Here is a 20521-nt window from a genome sequence, read left to right as displayed (position 1 = left end):
GCACTGCGATCGAGCTGGAGGGCCCGGAAACTTTTCGTTTCCGGGCCCTCCAGCTTCTCTGGTAATTTTCCTCCCAGTCTGCCACCGATCGTGGCAGACTTGCTGGCATGGGAACCGTGATCTTGGAGGGCCGGCTGCTGTGCAAGGATGCGGCCGAAGCTGATGTAGTGAAGAAATTGCTGCCGAAGCATATCCGCCTGACCAAGGCCGAGCCCGGGTGCATCTCGTTCTCTGTCACGCCAACCGAAGATCCCTGGGTGTGGATGGTCCACGAGGAATTCGAAGACAGTGGCGCCTTTGAAGCCCACCAGCAGCGGGCCGCGGCTAGCAAGTGGGGCCAGGCCACCTCCGGCTTGCAGCGGATCTACAAGATCAAGGGGCTATAGCCAGCCTCATCTTGAATCCCACATGCGACGCGGTGAATCCCAGCGCCTCGTAGAATCGGTGCGCATCGGTGCGCTGCGCATCGCTGGTCAATTGGACCAGCTGGACATTGTTGTTCTCTGCTTCGGAAATAGCCCAGCGGATCATTGCAGTTCCCAGTCCCCTGCCGCGCAACGCGGAGGACACGCGCACTGCTTCGATCTGCATCCGCGTCGCTCCCCTGCGTGCCAGTCCCGGCAAGAGGGTCAGCTGCATCGTGCCGACCAGTGTTCCGTCCTGGGCTTCCACCACCATCAGCGAATGCGCCGGGTCCGCATTAATTTGGTTGAACGCGTGGAGATACTGTTCCATATCCTCCTCGGCGCCCTGATGCTCCGCTCGGCGAATGTCATCGTCTGCCATCAAGGCAATGATCTGATCGAGATCCGCTGCTTTCGCTTCGCGCAGCAGGTAGTCCTGGCCGCCGGCCCACAAGCTTCCGCGCTTTGCCGTTTCCATGGCCACAGCCTAGGCCTTGCAAGGCCAAGCCTTCAAGGCTTCCCGGTGATCTTGTCGGCCAGTACTGCCAGTGGAGACGAGCTGGCACGCCCCTTCAACTCGCTTCGATCTGCCGCGCCATAGGCCGCATACAGGGCCTTGGTTGCCAGCCAGCGCAACGGTTCCGGCTCCCATTTGCGCACCTGGTGGTTGACCCACGGCAGGCTGGTCAATTCAGTGGTTTCCCCGAGGATCAAGTCGCGCAGGGTGCGTCCGGCAAGATTCGTCGTGCTGACCCCGGTGCCGACATAACCGCCGGCCCAGCCAATGCCGGTCACCGGATCCAGTCCCACGGTAGCCGCCCAGTCGCGAGGCACGCCAAGCACCCCGGACCATGCATGGTCGATTCCTGCGCCACGGGTCTGCGGGAACATGCGGTGCAGGATTTCCTGCAATCCGTGGACGGTGCTGTGCGGCGTCATGCCGTCGGTATCCGTGCGCGAACCGTACTTGTACGGAACGCCCCGCCCGCCAATGGCGATGCGATCATCCGCGGTGCGCTGGGCATACATGTAGACGTGGGCGTAGTCCCCCAGCACCTCGCCGTGATTCCATCCCATTTCATCCCACACGGACTGCGCCAGCGGTTCGGTGGCGATCAGCGAAGAATTCATCGGCAGCCACAATCGCTTGTGCCCGGCCAGCCCGGCGGTGAACCCTTCGGTAGCACGGACAATGTATTCGGCGTCCAGCGCGCCGCCGTCGAATTCGACGCGGTGCGGGCGCAACGCGGTGACTCGGGTGTTTTCATGGATCCTGACGCCGAGCCGCTCCACCGCGTCAGCGAGCCCGCGGACCAGTTTGGCCGGGTGGATCCTGGCGGCATGCGGATGCCACAACCCTGCCCGGGCGTTGGCCACGTTGACCTTGCGGCGCACCGAGTCGGCTTCCAGCAGCTCTGTGTCCGAGTGCTGCCATTGCGCAGCGGCCGCCGCGTCGGCACGCAGCCGTTTTTCCTGGGCCGGGGTGTAGGCAACTTCGAGTTCTCCACCCTGCAGGATATCTGCGTCAATCCCTTCGGCGGCACACACCTCGATGACCTCGGCAACGGTACGGTTCATTGCCAGCTGGAAGTCGTTGACCGCCTGCCTTCCATGGGATTTCAGGTAGCGTTCGCGACCGGCGGTGATGGTATTGGTGAGCCATCCCCCGTTGCGTCCCGAGGCGCCATAACCCACGTGCCGGGCTTCGAGGATCGCAATGCTCAGCTCCGGGTTGGCCTTGGCCAGGTAGTAGGCGGTCCACAGGCCGGTGAATCCGGCACCTATGATGGCGATGTCTGCGCTGCCATGGCCGCGCAGCTGCTGGCGTGGCTCTGGCAATCCGATCTCTTCCCACCAGTGCGAGACGCGTCCGTTGAGCATGTTGTGTTCCGTCCCAGAGTCATAAATGAATAGTCTTCAATATTTGCTTTGGGATTCAGCCTAGGGCCATGCCGAAGCGGCAACAAGGGGACGGGAGCAAATGATGAAAGAAATCCCTGCCCGGCTCAACGCCAGACAGGGATCTATCGGAAGATTATTCTGCGAGGGTGATGTGCGCTCCGGGTGCTGGTGCTGTCACCGGGATGGTAGCCACACCCACCTCGTCGCCCAGCTGGGCCATGACCTCCTCGGCATGCTCGGCGTCCTTGACCAGCAGGGCCAAGGTCGGGCCTGAACCGGAAACCATGGCGCGCAGCGCGCCGGCGCCTTCTGCCATATCGCGCATGGTGCCCAGCTCCGGGGCCAAAGCCAGGGAAGCCTGGGTCAGGTCATTGGCCAGCACCCGGGCTAAGGCTGGCGCGTCCGAGGCCATCAGCGCCTCGATCACCGCAGGATCGATTTCCTGCGGAACTTCGATTTCCATGCCCGCGCGCAAGCGATCGAGCATGCCATAGACGCGCGGAGTCGACAGGCCATAGCTGGCCGGAATCAGCACCCAGTGGGTCTTGGCGCGGGTCAGCAACGGGGCCAGCTTGTCGCCGATGCCCAGTCCAATGGCGGCCCCGCCCATCAAGGCGAAAGGCACGTCGGCACCGAGCCGTGCGCCCAGGCGGCCGAGTTCCTCGCGGTCCAGCCCGGTGCCCCACAATTCGTTGCAGGCCACCAAGGTGGCCGCGGCGTCGGCGGAGCCGCCGCCCATGCCGCCGGCGATGGGAACGCGCTTGGTGATGTGCAGGTCCGCGCCGAGGCTGCAACCGGTGTGCTCGCGCAGCAGCTGGGCCGCCCGGTGCACCAGGTTACCGGCGCCCAGTGGGAAATTCTCCGGTTCGGAAACTACCGGGGAATTCGGTTCCAGGCTCAGCTGCAGCTCACCGTCGGTGCGCAGCCTCGCTTCGATCTGCTCGGTCAAGGACACCGCGACGTAGAGGCTGGCCACCTCGTGGTAGCCGTCTTCGCGCGGAGGGCCGACCTTGAAGTAGCAGTTGATCTTGCCCGGTGCGGTTGCAATGACGCGCTGCTTGGACATGCCTAGGCCTCGCTCGCCGGAGCTTCAGCCGGAACATCCTGAGCGGCCCTGGCAATGTCGATGTATTGCTCGATGTCCAGTTTCTCGCCGCGTTCCTTCGGATCGATGCCGGCGGCCACCAGGATCTGTTCTGCGCGCGCACCGGATCCGGCCCAGCCGGACAGGGCCGCGCGCAAGGTCTTGCGGCGCTGGGCGAAAGCCGCATCGATGATGGCGAAGACTTCTTCGCGGTCCGGGGCATCGCTGCGGTCCTTGTCGCGGGTGAAGCCCACCAGGCCGGAATGGATCTTCGGAGCTGGCCAGAAAACATTCATGCCGATCACGCCGGCCTTGCGCATGGTTCCGTACCAGGCGCCCTTCACCGAAGGTACGCCGTAGATCTTGTTGCCTGGGGTGGCGGCCATCCGGTCGGCCACTTCGTCTTGCACCATGACCAGGCCGTTGCGAATGGACGGGAAGTGCTCCAGCAGGTGCAGCACCACCGGGACGGCGACGTTGTAGGGCAGGTTGGCGACCAGCGAGGTGGGTTCGCCGGGAAGTTCGGTGACCTTCATGGCGTCGGAAAGGATCACGGTCAGGTCGTCTTCGCGGCCCGGGCGGAATTCGGCCATGGTCTGCGGGAGGCGCTTGGCCAATGGCGGATCAATTTCCACGGCCACGACCTTGGCGGCGGCGTCCATGATGCCCAGGGTCAGGGAGCCCAGGCCAGGGCCTACTTCCAGCACCGTTTCCGAGGGGTCGACTTTGGCGGCGGCGACGATGCGGCGGATGGTGTTCCCATCAATCACAAAGTTCTGCCCCAGCGTCTTGGTAGGGCGGATTCCCAGCTCTTCGGCCAGACGACGGATTTCGGTGGCCCCAAGCAGCGGCAAAGATTCCTTAGACATCACAGATCCAATTCTAGTTCAGCTAGATTCATCCAAACATAACAACGCGACGCGTCCACCGTGATGGTGGACGCGTCGCGTTGCTGCTTGGCTTGTGTCTTTAGCGCAGGCCCAGCTTGGCCGAGCATGCTGGCCAGTGGCCCCAGCCACCGGAACGACGCAGTACCTCAGCCGCGGCGATCTGCTCCTGCGGGGTTGCCTGGTGCGGCAGCGGTGCGTACTGGGTGCCGCCGACTGCACGCCATGAGGAAGCGGAGAACTGCAGGCCGCCGTAGTAGCCGTTGCCGGTGTTGATCGACCAGTTGCCACCGGATTCGCATTTGGCCAGTGCTGCCCAGGTTGCGGAGATGCCGCCCGGGGTTGGCGTGTTCTTGGAGGAGGAGGATTCCTTCTTCTCTTCCTTGGTGCCCACGCGGATTTCCTCGGCCACTGGCTTCTTGGTGACCTTGGACTTAAGGACTTCTTCCTCGCCCTTCTTGCCGTTGCGGGTTTCCTGGCGCAGGGTCAGCTGGCGCTCGCCCTTCTTGCCTTCGGTCTTGACCTCGGTGTCGCCCTTGTCCAGCGAGCTGTCCTTGATCTTCTTGGTCTCGAAGTCGATGTCGCGGGTTTCGTCCCAGGTCTTCACGGTGACGTCGATGACCTCGACGGTAATGCCGGCTTCCAGCTTGACGCTGTCCTTGACGTTCTTGTCGGTTTCGTCCTTGATCTTAACGTTGATCTCGTCGTTGCCGTCGACCTCGATCTTTTCCTCGGCAAGCAGTTCCTTGACGGTCGAAGCGGTCGTTGCGACCTTCTTCTTCTTATCCTTGACGACCAGGGTCATTTCCTTGGGCGTGATGACTTCCAGGTCATCGCTCAAGGCGGCCAACTGCATGTCCTCGTCCAGGGATACCTCGGAACCCTTTTCCAGGTCGAGCTGCTCGACAACGTCGGCAACGGTCATGCCGGTGGTGTGCACTACACGCTCGGTGCCATCCACGGTGACTTCAATCGACTTGTTGCGCTTGATGTCAACCAGCTGCTGGTCGACAAGTTCGGAATCCAGTGCTGCGGAGATCTCATCGCGCTCAGCCAAGGTGACATCCTGCTGTTCCAGCAGTGCGCCGACGGTGGCGGCACGGGTGGTGATTTCCTGGCGCTGTCCGTCAACCGACATGACAACCGACTTCTGTCCGGAAATGTAGAAAACAGCGCCGGCGATAACCACGGCTACGGCGAGCGCCTGCGCCAGGTATTTCACCCAGGTCTTCTTGAGCAAGTGAGTCACGGTAATGAGATCCCCATCGTTTGTAGGCCCGCTTCCGCCGATTCCGTCCAGAATCATCGGTGGGCCCGGCAGTGTTCGCTGCCTGTCCTTCAATCAAAATTGCGCCGTGTTTCCACCTGCTGCAAAGCGTTGAGGATCAGGCTGTCCCGAACACGCCTTGCCAAAAACAGGCAGAGGCGGTACCGGACATCTCATCCACCGTAACCGAATTGTTATATTTGTGGCAAGTGTCCTGTAACGAGACACACAACCGGCGGGTCTAGAATTCTCCGTACACTTCCCGGGTATTCGCATCGATCAGGGTGCAGAATTCTGCCAGCTCGATTCCCTTGTTTTCCGCCAAGAACCTAGTCGTGTAGGGAATCATGTAACTGGCGTTCGGGCGGCCACGGAAGGGGTGCGGGGTCAAAAACGGCGCATCGGTTTCCACGAGCAGCAATTGCGGATCCGCCAGCGACAAAGCCTCGCGGAGATCGTGGGAATTCTTGAACGTCACGGTTCCGGAGAACGACATGTACCAGCCGTTGTCGTTGCAGACCCGGGCCAGCCGGGCATCACCCGAGAAGCAATGGAAGACCACTTTCCCAGGCAATGGCGCATCCTTGAGCACCCGCACCACATCCTCGTGGGCATCACGGTCATGGATCTGCAGCGCCTTGCCCTGCTCCACCGCAATGCGCAGGTGCTCGCGGAAGGAATGCTCCTGGGCGCCCCGCCCGTCTTCGCCGGTGCGGAAGTAGTCCAACCCGGTTTCGCCAATGGCACGTACCCGCGAATCCGCGGCGAGCTCCTCGATCCGGGCAATTGCCGCTTCCAGCTCTCCGCGCTCGGCCAGGCGCGCGGCATCGTTGGGGTGGATGGCCACCGCGGCCAGGATATTCGGGTACTGGTTGGCGACCTCGACCGCGTACTCGGATGATTCCACGTCGCAGCCGACTTGGATCAGCCCCTTGACACCAACGGAGGCCGCCGCGGCCAGCGCATCGGCAGCCTCGACCTTCACGGTTCCATCCAGGAAATCCAGATGCGTATGGTTATCGACCACGGGCACCGGCAGCGGCTCGGGCGCTGGCGGGTAGTGCAGGTTGCGCTGGCTTCCGCCATTTTCGTTGCCCGTGGCGCGCGCCCGCTCCCCCTGGCCTGCTGCTGTAGCTTGCTCCGCGGGGCGGTAGGCCTCGGGAACCAAGGTGGGATCAGTGTGCTTCTTCTTGGACACGATAATCCTTTGCGCGTGGGTACTGGGATGGAATCTGTGGTTAATTGTGGCACCACTAGGCGCATTGGCAACAATCAGGCGCTCATTCCGCTGCAGTTAGGCTCTGTTACTGGATAAAAGAACCCCATATGATGTGATGCAAGACCCAATTGAATGCATCCCGGGACGGTGGATCTTGTCCCTCGTTCATTCTCCAGGAGGAACTGCGCATGAGTGCTAACCGAACAGTGCCGTCGCTCGATTCGGCATTCCAGTCCAATTGCCAGCGCATTTTCGACGCTGTCCAAAGCGTCATCACCGGAAAGCCCGAGGCTGTGACCAGCGCATTGACGGTCCTGCTGGCACAGGGCCACCTGTTGCTGGAAGACGTTCCCGGTGTCGGCAAAACCATGCTGGCCAAGTCATTGGCCCGCAGTGTCAACGGTTCGGTGCACCGCATCCAGTTCACCCCGGATCTCTTGCCCAGCGATGTCACCGGCGTCTCGGTGTACTCCCCGCAGACCCACGAATTCACTTTCCATCCCGGGCCGGTCTTCGCCAATATCGTCATCGCCGATGAAATCAACCGCGCGAACGCCAAAACCCAGTCGGCACTGCTCGAATGCATGGAAGAGCAGCAAGTCACCGTCGATTCGATCACCCATCGACTGGAGCAGCCATTCATGGTCGTGGCCACGCAGAACCCGGTGGAGTCCGAAGGCACTTTCGCTTTGCCCGAGGCGCAGCGCGACCGATTCATGGCACGGCTGTCACTGGGCTACCCGCAACGCGACGCCGAAATCACCATACTGACCGGCCGGCATGAATTCGACCCCCTGGAAGCGCTGCAGGCAGTGGTGCAGCTAGCGGATTTGAGGCACATGATCGAGCAGGTGAAAGCGGTAACGGTCACCGAACGGCTGGGTGCCTACGTGGTGGACCTGGGCCGGGCCACCCGCGAGCATCCGCAGATAGCGCTCGGCGCTTCGCCCCGCGCGCTGATCCAGTGGGTTCGCGCTGCCAAGGCCCACGCAGCGATCCATGGGCGCGACCATGTCTTGCCGGAAGACGTCCGCAGCGTCGCCGAGATGGTGCTGAACCACCGGTTGATCCTGACCCGGCGAGCGGTGGCGGACGGGTTGGGTGCCAGTGCGGTAATCCAGGAGCTGGTTGCCAGCACCCCGGTGAACTAGCGCCGCAACCATGGAGAAGATCCCCCGCTATGATTCGCGCGACGCGCTGTCCTGGACGCGCACCGAAAGCGCGGATACTGCATTGCGCCGCTGGCACCTTGACCTGTTCACGGTGCGCGGCTGGTGCACCGCCGGGGCAGGCGGGCTTCTGCTCTTCCTGGCCTATCTGCTAGGCCGGCACGAAATGATGGCCTTGGGCCTGGGCCTTCTGGCCTTGGCTTTGGCCAGCTGGGGTTTGGCCATGCGCCTGCGCGGACGCACCAATATCCACCGCGAGCTGCTCTCGGAGGTTCCCACAGTCGGCGAGGTCAGCAAGTTCCGCTTGTCCTGTGCTGAGCGGTCCACCATCCAAGAGCGATTGCCCGAAGATTTCGGTCCCGGCCCACGGCTCCAAGCTCCGGGATCCATAGAGTACGAATTGGTGTTCCGCACCCGCGGGATCCATCTCATGGGCCCAGCCCAGCAGATCGTCGTTGACCCGCTGGGGCTGATCCAGGGCATGGTGCGCACCGGTGAGTCATTGCAGGTTCCGGTGCGCGCGCAATTGCATGAGCTGGATCGTTTCGCCTCGCTCGGAGAGCGAACGCTCACCGGCGATGCGAAGTTCTCCCGGAGCACCACCGCCGATTACTACGATGTCGCGACCCGCGACTACCAGCAGGGCGACTCCATCCGCCAGGTGCATTGGAAGGCCAGCGCCCGCCACGCCAAGCTCATGGTCCGCCAGGAGAACCATGTGGCAACCGCCCAAGCCCTCCTGGTCTTGGATACCTCCTTCGAGCATTGGAACCACAGCGGATCGGATCTGCGGATCTCCCTGCCGCAGGCTCACGCTGAAGCGCTGACCAGCAGCCGCCGCTTTGAAAACGCGTTGTCCTTGGCCAGCAGCATCGGCCTGAGATACGCCACCAGCGGCTACCAGCTCGCCTTCCGCAACCTCGCCGGGACCTCCTTGGCCCAACGGGACCTGCATAGCATCTCCGAGCTTGGCGCACTGAACAGTTTCGAGGATTTCCATGCCGCGACCACGGAGCTGTCCTTGGACAACGGCAGCGTTGAAGCCAACGGTCCCGAGATCCTGGGCAGCACCCTGCACAAGGAGCTGCTGGGATTCCGCGAAGAACCGGTCATCATGATCCTCGGCGAACTCGATGCCCCGCAGGCAGCCTGGCTGGCGACGCTCTCACGCACCGTACGCCATGTTGAAATTTTCCTGCTGGTCAGCCACCCTGAACGCTATCTGGCGATCCAGCATGAGCTGGCACGCACCAGCTGGAAGGTGCATATCCTTCCCGGCAATATGGCAATAGACGAGATGTGGGGATGATGAGCGCTGGCCTTGCTGTGGCTCCCGGTCAATCCCTGGAGCCCGAAAATCACGTTCCGCGCCCCGGTCCTACGACCGCGATGCGGCTCTTGCTGCTGCGGGTGGCCGCTGCCTGCTGCCTTGCAGTCGCAGTCTTGGCCGGGACCGCCTCGCTGTCCGGGGTCATCGAAGGTTCCGGCTGGTTCCCGGCCCTAGTCGTACCGGTCTTCGCCGTGCACCTGTGCGCCGGGCTGCTGCGCGCAGTCCGCGGCGTGCGCTGGGCCGCCCTCCCGGCTGCCGCTGGTATCGCCGTGGCATCCATCGCGCTCAGCCCTGCCAGCGAAATCAACATCTATGGGGTGCCGTTCGCCCAATGGGTCTGGTCTGCGCTGGCTGAAGCGGGCATGCAATTCGCTACGCAGGTTCCTCCGGTAGCCAATTCCCGCTATGTGGCGTTCAGCATCTTGTGCTTTACCCTGGCTATCAGCCTGCTCGTCGAGCTGCTGGCCAGCTTCCGGCGCACCGCCATGCTGATCATCATGCCCTTGTCCCTGGCACCTGTCATTGCCTCGCTGTTCAAGCAGGAAGGTGCGGGAATCGGCTATCTCTCGCTGCTGGTGCTGGGAGTTCTCGGCTACATAGCGCTGATTCCCTATCTTTTCGTCCCTGCATCGTCCAAGCACTCTCAGCCGAAGCTTCCCACGCCCAGGTCGCTAGGCATTCTCGGCATCAGCGCGATGACCTGTGTCGGTGTGCTCTTGGCAGCCAGCTTCTGGATGCCGGGTTTCCGCAGCGGCATGTTCCCCGAGGGGCAACGGCCATCCGGCGACCTGCTGGCCAGCAATGTCGATCCGCTGATCAACCTCGGAAGAGACCTCCGCTCTAACAGCGGAGCTCCCATCCTGGACTACTACACCACCGCTGAGGAAGCACCCTACCTGCGCACGCAAGTGATCAAGGATCTTTCCACGGACCGCTGGGAACCAACTGAGGGCCTGATGCAGCACACCCTTGATGGCACGTCAGCGGTGACACGGAATTTCAGCACGTTCAACAGCACCAGCGAAGTACTGCGCATGAGTTGGCCCGAAGGCATCAGCAGCCCCGTGCTTCCCCTGCCCAATCAGTCCTATTTCGTGCAGGGCATCGTCGGAGACTGGAACTGGACCCACGAAACCTCGGTGGCCAGGCTCACTGGCGACGCCATGGCAGCTACCAACGACATTTCAGTGGCCTACTCGGATCTGGACATCAGCACGCAAATGGTCCGCAATATCGGGCATTTCGGAATTGATGCCGGGGACCAGCTGGCCGGTGAATACCTGCGTCTTCCGCAAGATCCGGACAACACCCTGGAACCGCTGTTGCAGCAAACCCTCGACGAGGCCTTCGGCGACGAGGGGAAGCCGGCCAATGACATCGATGCCGCTGTGGCCTTGCAGCATTTCTTCCGTTCCGGGAATTTCGTGTATTCCGAACGCACTCCCCTGCGCGAAGGCTACGACGGGGCCAATCGCCGCGTCGTTGAAGCGTTCCTGACCCGGCGCCAGGGGTACTGCGTGCACTTCGCCTCGGCCATGGCCCTGCTGGCCCGTGAAGCCGGCATCCCATCGCGTATTGCTGTGGGGTACGCACCGGGCGAAGCCAACGGGGAAACCCTCGAAATCACCGGGGACACAGCCCAGAGCACGCCGGAACGCCGTCTGGCAGAAGGTACCGAGCTCACCGGCTACACCGTCAGCGGAAAGCAGTCCCACGCATGGCCAGAACTGTATCTGAACGGGCTGGGCTGGATTCCTTTCGAACCCACACCTGGGCGCGGCTATGCCCCGAGCTACGCGCCGGAACCAACGCGCACCGCGGCCCCGCAGGAAAGCACGGCACCGGATGTCCCCACCGAGCGCAGCAACCCTAGCCTGCCGGCCAATGACAGCCCTTCCGCCCAGGCACAGCCCGCAGAGCCCGTGGAACAAGGCGCGCAGGCTGCGTGGCTGGTGCCGGCCATCGTGCTGCTGGCCGCCGTGGCGCTGGGGTTCGCCCCGTGGCGCCGCCATCGCCTCCGCGAAGAAAGGCTGGGACGCGTGCGCCAAGGCGGGGATGACGCCGCGCCAGCGCTGCTGGCCGAGCTGCAGGCCATCGGGTCCGATTACCGGGAACCAGCCGGCAACCACGAGTCAGCCGGCGACTACACCACCCGGCTGGGCGACGACCACCCCCAGATCGCCAAGGAATTGCAGTCCTTGAAAACTGTCATCCAGGAAAGCTTCTACGCCAACCGGCATCTGGGCGCTGATGATGCCGCCACGTTGCTGGATACCTTGCATGCGGTCCAAGCCAATTTGCGTGGCGAGCTGACGGTGTTGCAGCGAATCTCGGCGTTCTTGTTCCCTGCTTCGGTGCACCCGCGTCATGCCCGCACGCGCAGCTCCCGTCGAATCCAGCTGTAGCACCCGGGTCTTAACGGCCAACGCCCAACCGGACATTCCGGTTGGGCCTTGGCTGGAGCTGGAGAATCTACTTCTTGGCTGCGTATGGATCGGCAATGCCGATGTACTGCACGGTGGTGTATTCCTCCAGGCCTTCGGCGCCGCCTTCGCGGCCCAGACCCGACTGCTTAACGCCGCCGAATGGAGCAGCGGCGTTGGAGATCACGCCAGCGTTGAATCCAACCAGGCCGAATTCGATCTGCTCGGAAACGCGGAACATGCGGTTCAGGTCCTGCGAGTAGATGTAGGAAGCCAGACCGTATTCGGTGGAGTTGGCCAGCTTGATTGCCTGGGCCTCGTCCTTGAAGGTGGTCACTGGTGCCACTGGGCCGAAGATTTCCTGGGACAGGATCTTGGCGTCGTTGGCGACATTGGCCAGCACGGTTGGCTGGTAGAAGTAGCCCGGGCCCTCAACTGGGGCACCGCCGGTGACGGCGGTCGCGCCGGCGGCCACGGCGGCCTCGACCAGCGAGTGGACCTCGTCGCGGGCCTTTTCCTCGACCAGCGGGCCTACGGTGGTGTCGGCTTCGGTGCCGCGTCCTGGCTTCAGCGCCTTCATCGCCGCGGCGAACTTTGCGGTGAATTCCTCGGCAACATCCTCGTGGACCAGGAAGCGGTTGGCTGCGGTGCAGGCTTCGCCCATGTTGCGCATCTTGGCGGCCATGGCGCCCTCGACAGCGGCATCCAGATCGGCATCCTCGAAGACGATGAATGGAGCGTTGCCGCCCAGTTCCATCGAGGTGCGCAGGACCTTGTCAGCCGCGTCCTTCATCAGCTGCTTGCCCACTGGGGTGGAGCCGGTGAAGGATACCTTGCGCAGGCGGTCATCGGCCATCAGCGGGCCGGAGATCTTCGAGGCCGAGGCGCCGGAAACCACGTTCAGCACGCCTGCTGGAAGTCCTGCTTCCATCATTGTGGCCGCGAACAGCTGGGAGGTCAGCGGGGTCAGCTTGGCTGGCTTGAGCACCATGGTGCAGCCTGCTGCTACTGCCGGTCCGACCTTGCGGGTAGCCATGGCCAGCGGGAAGTTCCATGGGGTGATCAGCAGGCAGGGGCCAACCGGCTTGTGCTGGACCAGAACCTTGTTCTTACCCTCTGGGGTGGTGATGTAGCGGCCGTAGTGGCGTACGGTTTCCTCGGAGAACCAGCGCAGGAATTCGGCACCGTAGGTCACTTCGCCGTAGGCCTCGGCCAGCGGCTTGCCCATTTCCAGGCTCATCAGCAGCGCGAAGTCGTCCTTGCGCTCGGTGACCAGGTCGAAGGCGCGGCGCAGGATCTCTGCGCGTTCGCGTGGTGCGGTCAGTGCCCATTCGGCCTGGACAGCGTCGGCCGCATCCAGTGCGGCCATGGCATCTTCGCTCGTAGCGCTGGCCAGGGTCAGCAGCTTCTCGCCGGTCGCCGGGTCAAGCACGTCGAAGGTGCCGCCATCGGAGGCATCCCTCCATTCGCCATTGATCAACAGGCCGGTTGGAACCTTGGCGAGCAGCTCTGCTTCGCGCTGGGCAGTAATCGACATACGAGCATCTCCTGATAGAAAATAATGAAAACTGATCGTCTTTGATGTCTACGCTATTCCCGGCAGATGGCAGCTGTAAATCTCCGTCTGCACCATGGAAGCGAGCATTCATTGTGCATTTAGCCTATGCGGTCACGGCTATTTTTCCGCTTCGTGACGTGCTGCCAGGACCGCCTCGTAGAGCTCGCGTTTCTTCACGCCGGATTTTTCTGCCACTTCGGCGACGGCCTGCTTCATCCGCATGCCTTCGTCAACCAGTGCTGCAACCTTGGGCAGCAGGTCCTCGATCGAGGCGGCCTCGGCTTCCGGGGCGCCGTGTATGACCACGACAATTTCCCCGCGCACACCATCTTCTGCCCAGGCGCGCAACGCCGCCAGCGAATCCCGGCGGACTTCCTCGAACTTCTTGGTCAGCTCGCGGGCTACGGCGGCCTGGCGATCTGGGCCGAACGCTTCGATGGCAGCGTCCAGGAAATCGTTGAGCCGGTGCGGAGCTTCGAAAAACACCATGGTGCGGTCCTCGGCAAGCAGCGAGTCCAAGCGCTTGCGGCGTTCGCCTGCCTTGCGCGGCAGGAAACCTTCGAAGGTGAAGCGGCCGGTGGGCAATCCGGACAGGGCCAGCGCGGTGAGCACCGCCGAAGGCCCAGGTACCGCGGTGACCCGGATGCCAGCGCTCATAGCGGCTGCCACCAATGGGTACCCGGGGTCCGAGACCGCCGGCATGCCTGCATCCGAGACCACCAGCACGGTAGCGCCCTCGGCGGCCAGTTCAATCACCTCGGAGCGCTTGTGGGCCTCGTTGTGCTCATGCAGGCTCATCACCTTCGCGGTGATCTTGATGCCCAAGGCATTGGCGAGGTGATGGAAGTTTCTGGTGTCCTCCGCGGCGATGATATCGGCGCTGGCCATGATCTCCCGCAGACGCGGGGAAGCATCGGACAAGTTGCCAATCGGGGTGGCACCCAGGACGATTACGCCCTCATTATCTGAGTTCTGCACATTCTTAACCCTACGCGACGCAGGAAAAGCCCACTTTCTGGACTTTCCACCGGTAGCATGAACTGGTGATGGGCACCTCGGCTTTAGACACTCCGCACACCGGCCACGTACGCTCGGCGCGACAGGCCTTCACCTTCGAGAGCCTGAAACAGCGGCTCCTGCCTGTGGTGGCCCCTGGCGGCCCGCTGATGTGGATCGTTCCGCTCGTCGTAACAGCCATTGCCGGCCTGCTGCGCATGGTCAACCTCGCCCACCCGCACCTGCTGATCTTCGACGAAACCTACTACGTCAAGGATGCTTTCGCGATGCTGCAAAGCGGCTATGAGCGCGAATGGGCCGACGACAGCGACGAGCAGTTCATCGCAGGCAATCCGCAATTGGAAAATGAATCTTCCTTCGTCGTCCACCCGCCGCTGGGCAAGTGGATGATCGGTGTGGGAATGCTCCTGTTCGGCGACTTCAACGGCTTCGGCTGGCGTTTTTCCACGGCCCTGATCGGCACCCTTTCGGTTCTGCTCGTCACCCTGTGCGCCCGACTGCTCTTCGGTTCCCACCTCCTGGCCGGCATCGCCGGGTTGCTCATGGCCATCGACGGGCATTCAATTGTCATGTCGCGCACCGCATTGCTGGACATCTTCTTGATGTTCTTCGTGCTTGCAGCGTTCTATGCCTTGCTCAAGGACCGGATCCATGGCAGAACCGCGCTGGCACGGAAGCTCTCGGTGCCGGAGGGCAATCGCCCCGATGATTTCCTGCTCATGCATGGCCCCATGCTCTGGTGGCGTCCTTGGCGGCTGATCGCCGCAATCATGCTCGGCGGTGCCGTTGGCATCAAGTGGTCGGCGCTGTCCTTCGTGGCAGTCTTCTGCCTGATGGCGGTGCTCTGGGATTTCGGCGCGCGGCGCACCGCAGGAATCCACAAGTGGCAATCGGCGGCATTCATCCGCGACGGCGTGTATTCCTTCTTCACCATGATGCCGCTGGTGCTGCTGACCTATTTGTCCACCTGGACCGGATGGCTGGTAACCCAGGGCGGACGCTACCGCCAGTGGGCCGAGGAGAACCCCGGCGAAGGCATCAGCTGGCTGCCAGCTCCACTGCGTTCCTTGTGGCACTATCACCAGGCCGGCTACGAATTCCATACCGGGCTGAATTCCGAGCACGGCTGGCAGTCCTCGCCGTGGACGTGGCCGTTCGCTGGACGTCCCGTGCTGTTCTACTTCGAAGGCTACGACAAGGGCGTCAACGGCTGCGAGCTGGACCGCTGCACCGAGGTCATCACCGACCTGCCCAACCCGCTGATGTGGTGGGCCTGCACCATCAGCATGTTCCTGCTGATTCTCTGGTGGATCGGCGCCCGGGACTGGCGCGCCGGAGCGATCCTCTCCTCGGTGGCGGCCGGGTTCCTGCCGTGGCTGATGTACCCGGAACGCACCATGTTCTTCTTCTATACCCTGCCGCTGGTCCCGTTCATGGTGCTCGCATTGACGTATATGATTGGCAGGTTCATTCCACGCCATCCGAATTCCGGTGCCGTGTACCGGTCACGCGTCATCGCGGTCACCGCATTCATGGCGCTGCTCCTAGTCGCATCGGCCTTTTTCTGGCCGATCTGGAGTGGGGAAATGATCGCGGATGACTACTGGCGCTTGCACGTGTGGCTCCCCAGCTGGGGCTAGGCCGCCCGTGGCTTGGCCACCTGTTTCCATGAAATAGGCCACTAAGACGACCATCGATTTCCAAAGGATAATTCCTCAATGCAAGAAGTGACCGTCGAGCTGCTGACTGATCTGGCACCAGAGGTCAACACGACGAACCTGCTCCTTGATCGCGTAGCACGCGGCGCACAACGCCCGCTGTTCAGCGTGCAGCGAGACGGCACCTGGCATGATCTCAGCGCCGGTGATTTCCTCATTGACGTCAAGCGCCTGGCAATGGTGCTGATCAATGATGGATTGCAGCCCGGCGACAAGGTCGCCATTATTTCCCGCACCCGCTACGAGTGGGCCTTGGCCGAGGAAGCCGTGTGGTTCGCCGGCGGTGTGTCGGTGCCAATCTACGAAACCTCCAGCGCCTTCCAGGTCGAATGGATCCTGCGCGACTCCGGTGCGCGCGTGGTGTTCGCCGAAAACCATGAGCTGCGCGCTACCGTCCGCCAGGCGGCGGCTCAGCTCGGCGAACCGGTGCGCACCCATATCTTCGAGGGCTCCGACGCGGACGATACGACGCTCATCCCCTCCGCCGGTCTGCACCAGCTGATGGTTCCGGCCGATCAGATCGACGAGCAGCTGATCGAGTCACGCCGCGCATCCATGGCCCTCAAGGATGTGGCCACGATGGTCTACACCTCGGGCACTACCGGACGCCCCAAGGGTTGCAATATGACCCATTCGAACTTCGCCATGGTGGCGCACAACCTGGCCGGAAACATGCTCGAAGTGCTCGGTGAAGAACGCCGGACGCTGATGTTCCTTCCGCTGGCCCACGTATTGGCTCGTGCCGTCCAGCAAACCTGCATCCACGGCGGATCGGTGATTGCGCACTCCAGCTCGATGGCCAACCTGGTCGAGGACATGTCCGCGGTCAAGCCCGGCTTCCTGCTGGCCGTGCCGCGCGTTTTCGAGAAGATCCGCACCAGCGCCCTGGCCACAGCTGAACGCGGCGGCAAGGCTGACCTCTTCCTCAAAGCCGAGCAGGCGGCCATCGAGGTCTCCAAGATCCGTGATGCGTGGTCGCGTGGCCTCAAGGCGCGCATGCCGTTGCGCTTGCGTGCCCGCCATGCCATCTTCAGCAAGGTGCTCTACCCGAAGCTGCAGGCGGTTTTCGGCGGCCAGTGCGGTTACGCGATCTCCGGAGCCAGTGCGCTGAATCCGGATCTGGCGCACTTCTTCCGCGGCGCCGGCATCCAGCTGCTGGAGGGCTACGGCCTGACCGAAACCACCGCACCGGCCACGGTGAATCAGGCATCGCGAAACCGCGTGGGCACCGTGGGCCGTCCGATTCCCGGCACCTCCATCAAGATCGCGGATGACGGTGAAATCCTGGTCAAGGGGATCGGAGTTTTCGCCAGCTACCACAACAACCCTGTAGCCACGGCCGAGGTTTTCGACGAAGACGGCTATTTCAAGACCGGCGATACCGGTGTCCTGGATGATGGCGGATTCCTGCAGGTGACCGGTCGCAAGAAGGAACTGATCGTCACCGCCGGGGGCAAGAATGTCTCGCCAGGCCCGCTGGAAGAGATGGTCCGCGCCGGACGCATCGTGGCCCAGTGCGTGCTGGCCGGCGAACAGCGCCCATTCATCACGGCCATGATGACGCTCGATCCCGAAGAGTTGGCAGTGTGGGCCAAGGCCAAGGGCCTTGGGGCAATGACCCTGGCTGAGGCGGCAGTTGATCCTGCGGTGATCGCCGAGGTCCAAGGCTACGTGGATACCGCCAACTTGACCGTTTCCAAGGCCGAGTCCATTCGCAAGTTCGTGGTTCTGGAAGAGGAATTCACCGAAGCTTCGGGGCACCTGACGAACTCGCTGAAGCTCAAGCGCCAGAGCGTTCTCGAGGAATTCGAAGACCGGGTGGAAGCCCTCTACCGCAAATAATTCTCGCTGGAAATAGCCAAGGGGAGCAGTTCATGGTGAACTGCTCCCCTGCTGTTTATGGCCTGTGCCGGCTAGTTGCCAATGCCGAAGGCGCGGGCCTCCTGGCGCAGCCGGGCTGCCTCGCGACGGCGCCCGGTAGGCCAGCAGCTGATTATCACGGCGATGATGGTGGCCAGCACCAGCACGGCAATGGCGATCGCGCTATCGAGCCAGAACTGCTCCGGGTACAGGCGGATCAGCGTATCGCTGACGTTGAAGGTCCAGGTGCCGTCTGAGAAGAACAACGCGTGGAACTGGGTGAAGAAGTTATCCCATCCCATGATCGCAAAGACTGCCAAGGCTGCAATGCCGACCAAGGCCAAGATGGCTCCGGAGAACAACGCACGGCGTACGCCGCCTGCATAGCGCTTGGCCAGATACCAGATCCCGATAATCAAGATGACCGCGAGCACCGCTCCGAGGATGTAGGCGAACCCGATGAGGTTCTTCACGTCCACCATGTGCTGGACCTCCCCCTCGGTGAACATGCTTGAACCGGTGGAAAGCTTCAGCCCGGACAGGTATTCCGGTCCGGCGAAGTTGTTCAGATAGTCCACCCCGTAGCTGCCGTAGGTCAGGCGCTCGGCATCGGTGAAGCCGAAGGAATCGCTAGGGAATCCAGGGCGGCCGTAGGACAGGGCAAGGAACGCCGGTGTAGCGACCAAGCGGATCGCGGCAATCAGGGTCAGCAACGGGAAGACCAGCGCCACAATCACCTGCGCCGTGCGCCCGAGGGCAGGCTTCGAGTTCAGCGCCCGTTCACGTGCAACCCTGCGCTTCATCGCCGCTTCGGAGGGTTCTGGCTCTGGGGCGTAGCTGCCGAAGACGCGATTGCGCGCTTGGGCGACGGCTGCCTTGGTTGTCGGCAGGGATCCGGTCTTCGGAGCGGCGGACACCGGCGGCACGCTTTGCGCGGTGGAGCTCTTCTCGTCGGCTTGCGGCTCTGCGGTCTTTCCGGCTGTTGCCTTGGCTTCGCTCTGCGCACGCTTCTCGGCTTCGATTTCGTGCGGCAGCTTGATGGCGCGGATGACATCTTCCACCGGCTCTTTGGCTGCCGGCTTGGCGGCGGCCGACTTGGCCGCAGCCGGCTTGGCGGCGGCCGGCTTGGCGGCGGTCGACTTGGCCGCAGCCGGCTTGGCGGCGGCCGGCTTGGCGGCGGCTGGCTTGGCCGCAGCTGGCTTGGCTGCAGGTGCCTTGGCTGCGGCTGGCTTTACCGGGGCAGGCCGCGCCTTGTCCGCTGGTGCTGAAGCAGGGTTCTTGGCATCGGCTTCGGTCTTGCCTGACATCGCGCGGCGGATAGCCTCCTTGCGGGCCTTTTCCCGTTGGGCAACGGCGTCGGCTTGGGCCTGGTTCTTGTGCTGTTCCAGGCGCGCAGAGAGCTCTTCAGCTTTTTGGCTCAGGCTGGCCTGTGGGCTTGGCACGTTGCCAGTGGCAGCCGGTGCCGGCTGGCCCGTAGATCCTTGCCCTCCAGTGGGGTTCTTCGCCGCCTCAGCCATGAGGAGTCCTCCTGCAATTCGCGCGATGGTGTGCTGTTTTAGGGTCGCATCATGGGCCGAACACGGCCCATGCGCCTTTAGCATATCCAGCACGCCCAGCCATCCGGCGGATTACCACACCAAAAACGGGTTTCAGCTAGGACACAAAGCCGTGGGGGCAAATGCCGCCAACGAACGGAGGCAGCTTCAAGAATTCGTGGGAAAGAGGTCTAGGATTCTTCGTCGGCCGCCGGAAGAACAGCCAAGCGGACCCGGGAGTCGAAGCGCTGGGCACTGGTTTCGCGGGTACGGACCGAATCAATGGGCGAATTCGATGCGTGGCGTGGTTGGCGAACCTTCGGTTCCCGATCGCGGACGGCATTCACCAAGGCATTCAGTTCGTCCTCCGGTTCCAGCACGTCCGGGATGGCTCCACGGATCAGGTTCCAGCCGCTGGGAACAGTCAGGCGGTTGGCATGCTGGGCACACAGGTCATAGCAATGCGGTTCGGGGTACGTCGCCAAAGGTCCAAGAACGGCAGTTGAATCTGCGTATACGTAGGTGAGAGTAGCGCGGGCCGCTTCACGGCAAGCAGGGCGAGAACAAAGACGAAGACCTTCCACGCTTCCCATTCTACTTCGCCGGCCAGCACATCTTTGGGATCTTCGCCCAATTGCGGGCTTATGGGCATCGGCACAGCGCCCGACGCGCTAGGCTGAATCAATGAGCTCCAAGTTGCCTGATCGTCCCAGCGGTCCGCGGCGCGGCCGCCACGGACGCGGGCGGCGTGGCCCGCTGATGCCCATGCATCTTCCCGCCTACCGTTCGCGCCCGGAAAGATTCGATGATGCGGTGATGGCCAGCGCGCAACGGCTGTCGCAACGCTGGCCCGGAGAAATCGAGAAGATAGATTTCCTGATCGATCCGGTGCCCAGCGGAAAGTTGCTGGATCAGGCTGCCGCGCTGGGTGAGCGGGTGCCGCTGGCATCCTCCAAGCCGGCTGCGCCCGGCCGGCCAGCGCGCATCGTCATTTACCGGTTGCCCATCGAGCAGATTGCGGAGAACGCCGGCGAACTCCTGGACCTGGTCCACCAGTGCGTGGTGCATGAGGTCGCCCAGCTCTGGATGAAGCCGATCTCGGAAGTCGATCCCATGTATTTCCCTGAGGATCCTGACTTCTAAGCGGA

Annotated in this window: 17 protein-coding genes; 7 read left to right on the top strand and 10 right to left on the bottom strand. The window is 62.8% G+C overall.

Annotated elements, in window-relative coordinates; translation table 11 throughout:
• Positions 1-107 precede the first annotated feature (107 nt).
• A complete protein-coding gene (locus tag ACR9WD_RS03965; protein WP_121866346.1) occupies positions 108-386 on the top strand; it encodes a putative quinol monooxygenase in 279 nt (92 codons plus the stop codon).
• Here the strand turns inward: ACR9WD_RS03965 and ACR9WD_RS03960 are convergent.
• The 6 genes from ACR9WD_RS03960 to ACR9WD_RS03935 all read right to left on the bottom strand — a co-directional run bounded on the left by ACR9WD_RS03960 (position 373) and on the right by ACR9WD_RS03935 (position 6742).
• On the bottom strand, positions 373-882 hold the full coding sequence (locus tag ACR9WD_RS03960) for a GNAT family N-acetyltransferase (RefSeq protein WP_121866345.1): 510 nt from the start codon (positions 880-882) through the stop codon (positions 373-375). The genes ACR9WD_RS03965 and ACR9WD_RS03960 overlap by 14 nt on opposite strands.
• 32 nt (positions 883-914) lie before the next feature.
• Complete coding sequence (locus ACR9WD_RS03955; protein WP_434922777.1) at positions 915-2285, bottom strand: NAD(P)/FAD-dependent oxidoreductase; 1371 nt, start codon at positions 2283-2285, stop codon at positions 915-917.
• A gap of 154 nt (positions 2286-2439) precedes the next feature.
• Positions 2440-3372 (bottom strand): 4-(cytidine 5'-diphospho)-2-C-methyl-D-erythritol kinase, encoded by a 933-nt coding sequence (locus tag ACR9WD_RS03950; RefSeq protein ID WP_038989866.1) that lies wholly within the window; start codon positions 3370-3372, stop codon positions 2440-2442.
• A gap of 2 nt (positions 3373-3374) precedes the next feature.
• Positions 3375-4259: a 16S rRNA (adenine(1518)-N(6)/adenine(1519)-N(6))-dimethyltransferase RsmA gene (gene rsmA, locus ACR9WD_RS03945; protein ID WP_204720918.1), complete on the bottom strand. Its 885-nt coding sequence runs from the start codon at positions 4257-4259 to the stop codon at positions 3375-3377.
• A gap of 100 nt (positions 4260-4359) precedes the next feature.
• Positions 4360-5526 (bottom strand): resuscitation-promoting factor, encoded by a 1167-nt coding sequence (locus ACR9WD_RS03940; RefSeq protein WP_038990154.1) that lies wholly within the window; start codon positions 5524-5526, stop codon positions 4360-4362.
• Between the two features lie 259 nt (positions 5527-5785).
• Positions 5786-6742: a TatD family hydrolase gene (locus ACR9WD_RS03935; protein ID WP_066139731.1), complete on the bottom strand. Its 957-nt coding sequence runs from the start codon at positions 6740-6742 to the stop codon at positions 5786-5788.
• A gap of 209 nt (positions 6743-6951) precedes the next feature.
• Between ACR9WD_RS03935 and ACR9WD_RS03930 the strand changes: the two genes are divergently transcribed.
• The 3 genes from ACR9WD_RS03930 to ACR9WD_RS03920 are packed head-to-tail and all read left to right on the top strand — an operon-like array spanning position 6952 to position 11667.
• On the top strand, positions 6952-7914 hold the full coding sequence (locus ACR9WD_RS03930; RefSeq protein WP_141359159.1) for an AAA family ATPase: 963 nt from the start codon (positions 6952-6954) through the stop codon (positions 7912-7914).
• 10 nt (positions 7915-7924) lie between these two features.
• Positions 7925-9241 (top strand): DUF58 domain-containing protein, encoded by a 1317-nt coding sequence (locus tag ACR9WD_RS03925; RefSeq protein WP_149596472.1) that lies wholly within the window; start codon positions 7925-7927, stop codon positions 9239-9241.
• On the top strand, positions 9241-11667 hold the full coding sequence (locus ACR9WD_RS03920; RefSeq protein WP_434922776.1) for a transglutaminaseTgpA domain-containing protein: 2427 nt from the start codon (positions 9241-9243) through the stop codon (positions 11665-11667). Before ACR9WD_RS03925 ends, ACR9WD_RS03920 begins: the two co-directional genes overlap by 1 nt.
• 67 nt (positions 11668-11734) lie before the next feature.
• On the opposite strand, the gene ACR9WD_RS03915 is transcribed toward ACR9WD_RS03920, so the two are convergent.
• Together ACR9WD_RS03915 and rsmI are read right to left on the bottom strand one after the other, a co-directional pair.
• Positions 11735-13222: an NAD-dependent succinate-semialdehyde dehydrogenase gene (locus ACR9WD_RS03915; protein ID WP_190264692.1), complete on the bottom strand. Its 1488-nt coding sequence runs from the start codon at positions 13220-13222 to the stop codon at positions 11735-11737.
• Between the two features lie 138 nt (positions 13223-13360).
• Complete coding sequence (rsmI, locus tag ACR9WD_RS03910) at positions 13361-14221, bottom strand: 16S rRNA (cytidine(1402)-2'-O)-methyltransferase (protein WP_052253577.1); 861 nt, start codon at positions 14219-14221, stop codon at positions 13361-13363.
• 68 nt (positions 14222-14289) lie between these two features.
• Between rsmI and ACR9WD_RS03905 the strand changes: the two genes are divergently transcribed.
• Entirely contained in the window at positions 14290-15900 is a 1611-nt protein-coding gene (locus tag ACR9WD_RS03905; RefSeq protein WP_434922775.1) for a dolichyl-phosphate-mannose--protein mannosyltransferase, read from the top strand.
• Positions 15901-15978: 78 nt separating this feature from the next.
• Positions 15979-17820, top strand: a complete 1842-nt coding sequence (locus tag ACR9WD_RS03900) for an AMP-dependent synthetase/ligase (RefSeq protein ID WP_434922774.1) — start codon at positions 15979-15981, stop codon at positions 17818-17820.
• 71 nt (positions 17821-17891) lie between these two features.
• On the opposite strand, the gene ACR9WD_RS03895 is transcribed toward ACR9WD_RS03900, so the two are convergent.
• Entirely contained in the window at positions 17892-19355 is a 1464-nt protein-coding gene (locus ACR9WD_RS03895; protein WP_434922773.1) for a TIGR01906 family membrane protein, read from the bottom strand.
• 209 nt (positions 19356-19564) lie between these two features.
• Complete coding sequence (locus ACR9WD_RS03890; RefSeq protein ID WP_073706627.1) at positions 19565-19966, bottom strand: DUF3499 domain-containing protein; 402 nt, start codon at positions 19964-19966, stop codon at positions 19565-19567.
• A 91-nt stretch (positions 19967-20057) separates the two neighbouring features.
• Here ACR9WD_RS03890 and ACR9WD_RS03885 point away from each other — a divergent pair, with 91 nt between their 5' ends.
• A complete protein-coding gene (locus ACR9WD_RS03885; RefSeq protein WP_434922772.1) occupies positions 20058-20516 on the top strand; it encodes a metallopeptidase family protein in 459 nt (152 codons plus the stop codon).
• Positions 20517-20521: the final 5 nt, after the last annotated feature.

Origin of the sequence: Glutamicibacter sp. PAEs-4, from assembly GCF_051161755.1 — a bacterium.
In the GTDB taxonomy this organism is placed as follows: Bacteria; Actinomycetota; Actinomycetes; order Actinomycetales; family Micrococcaceae; genus Glutamicibacter; species Glutamicibacter nicotianae.
This window is presented reverse-complemented; position numbering and strand designations above follow the sequence as displayed.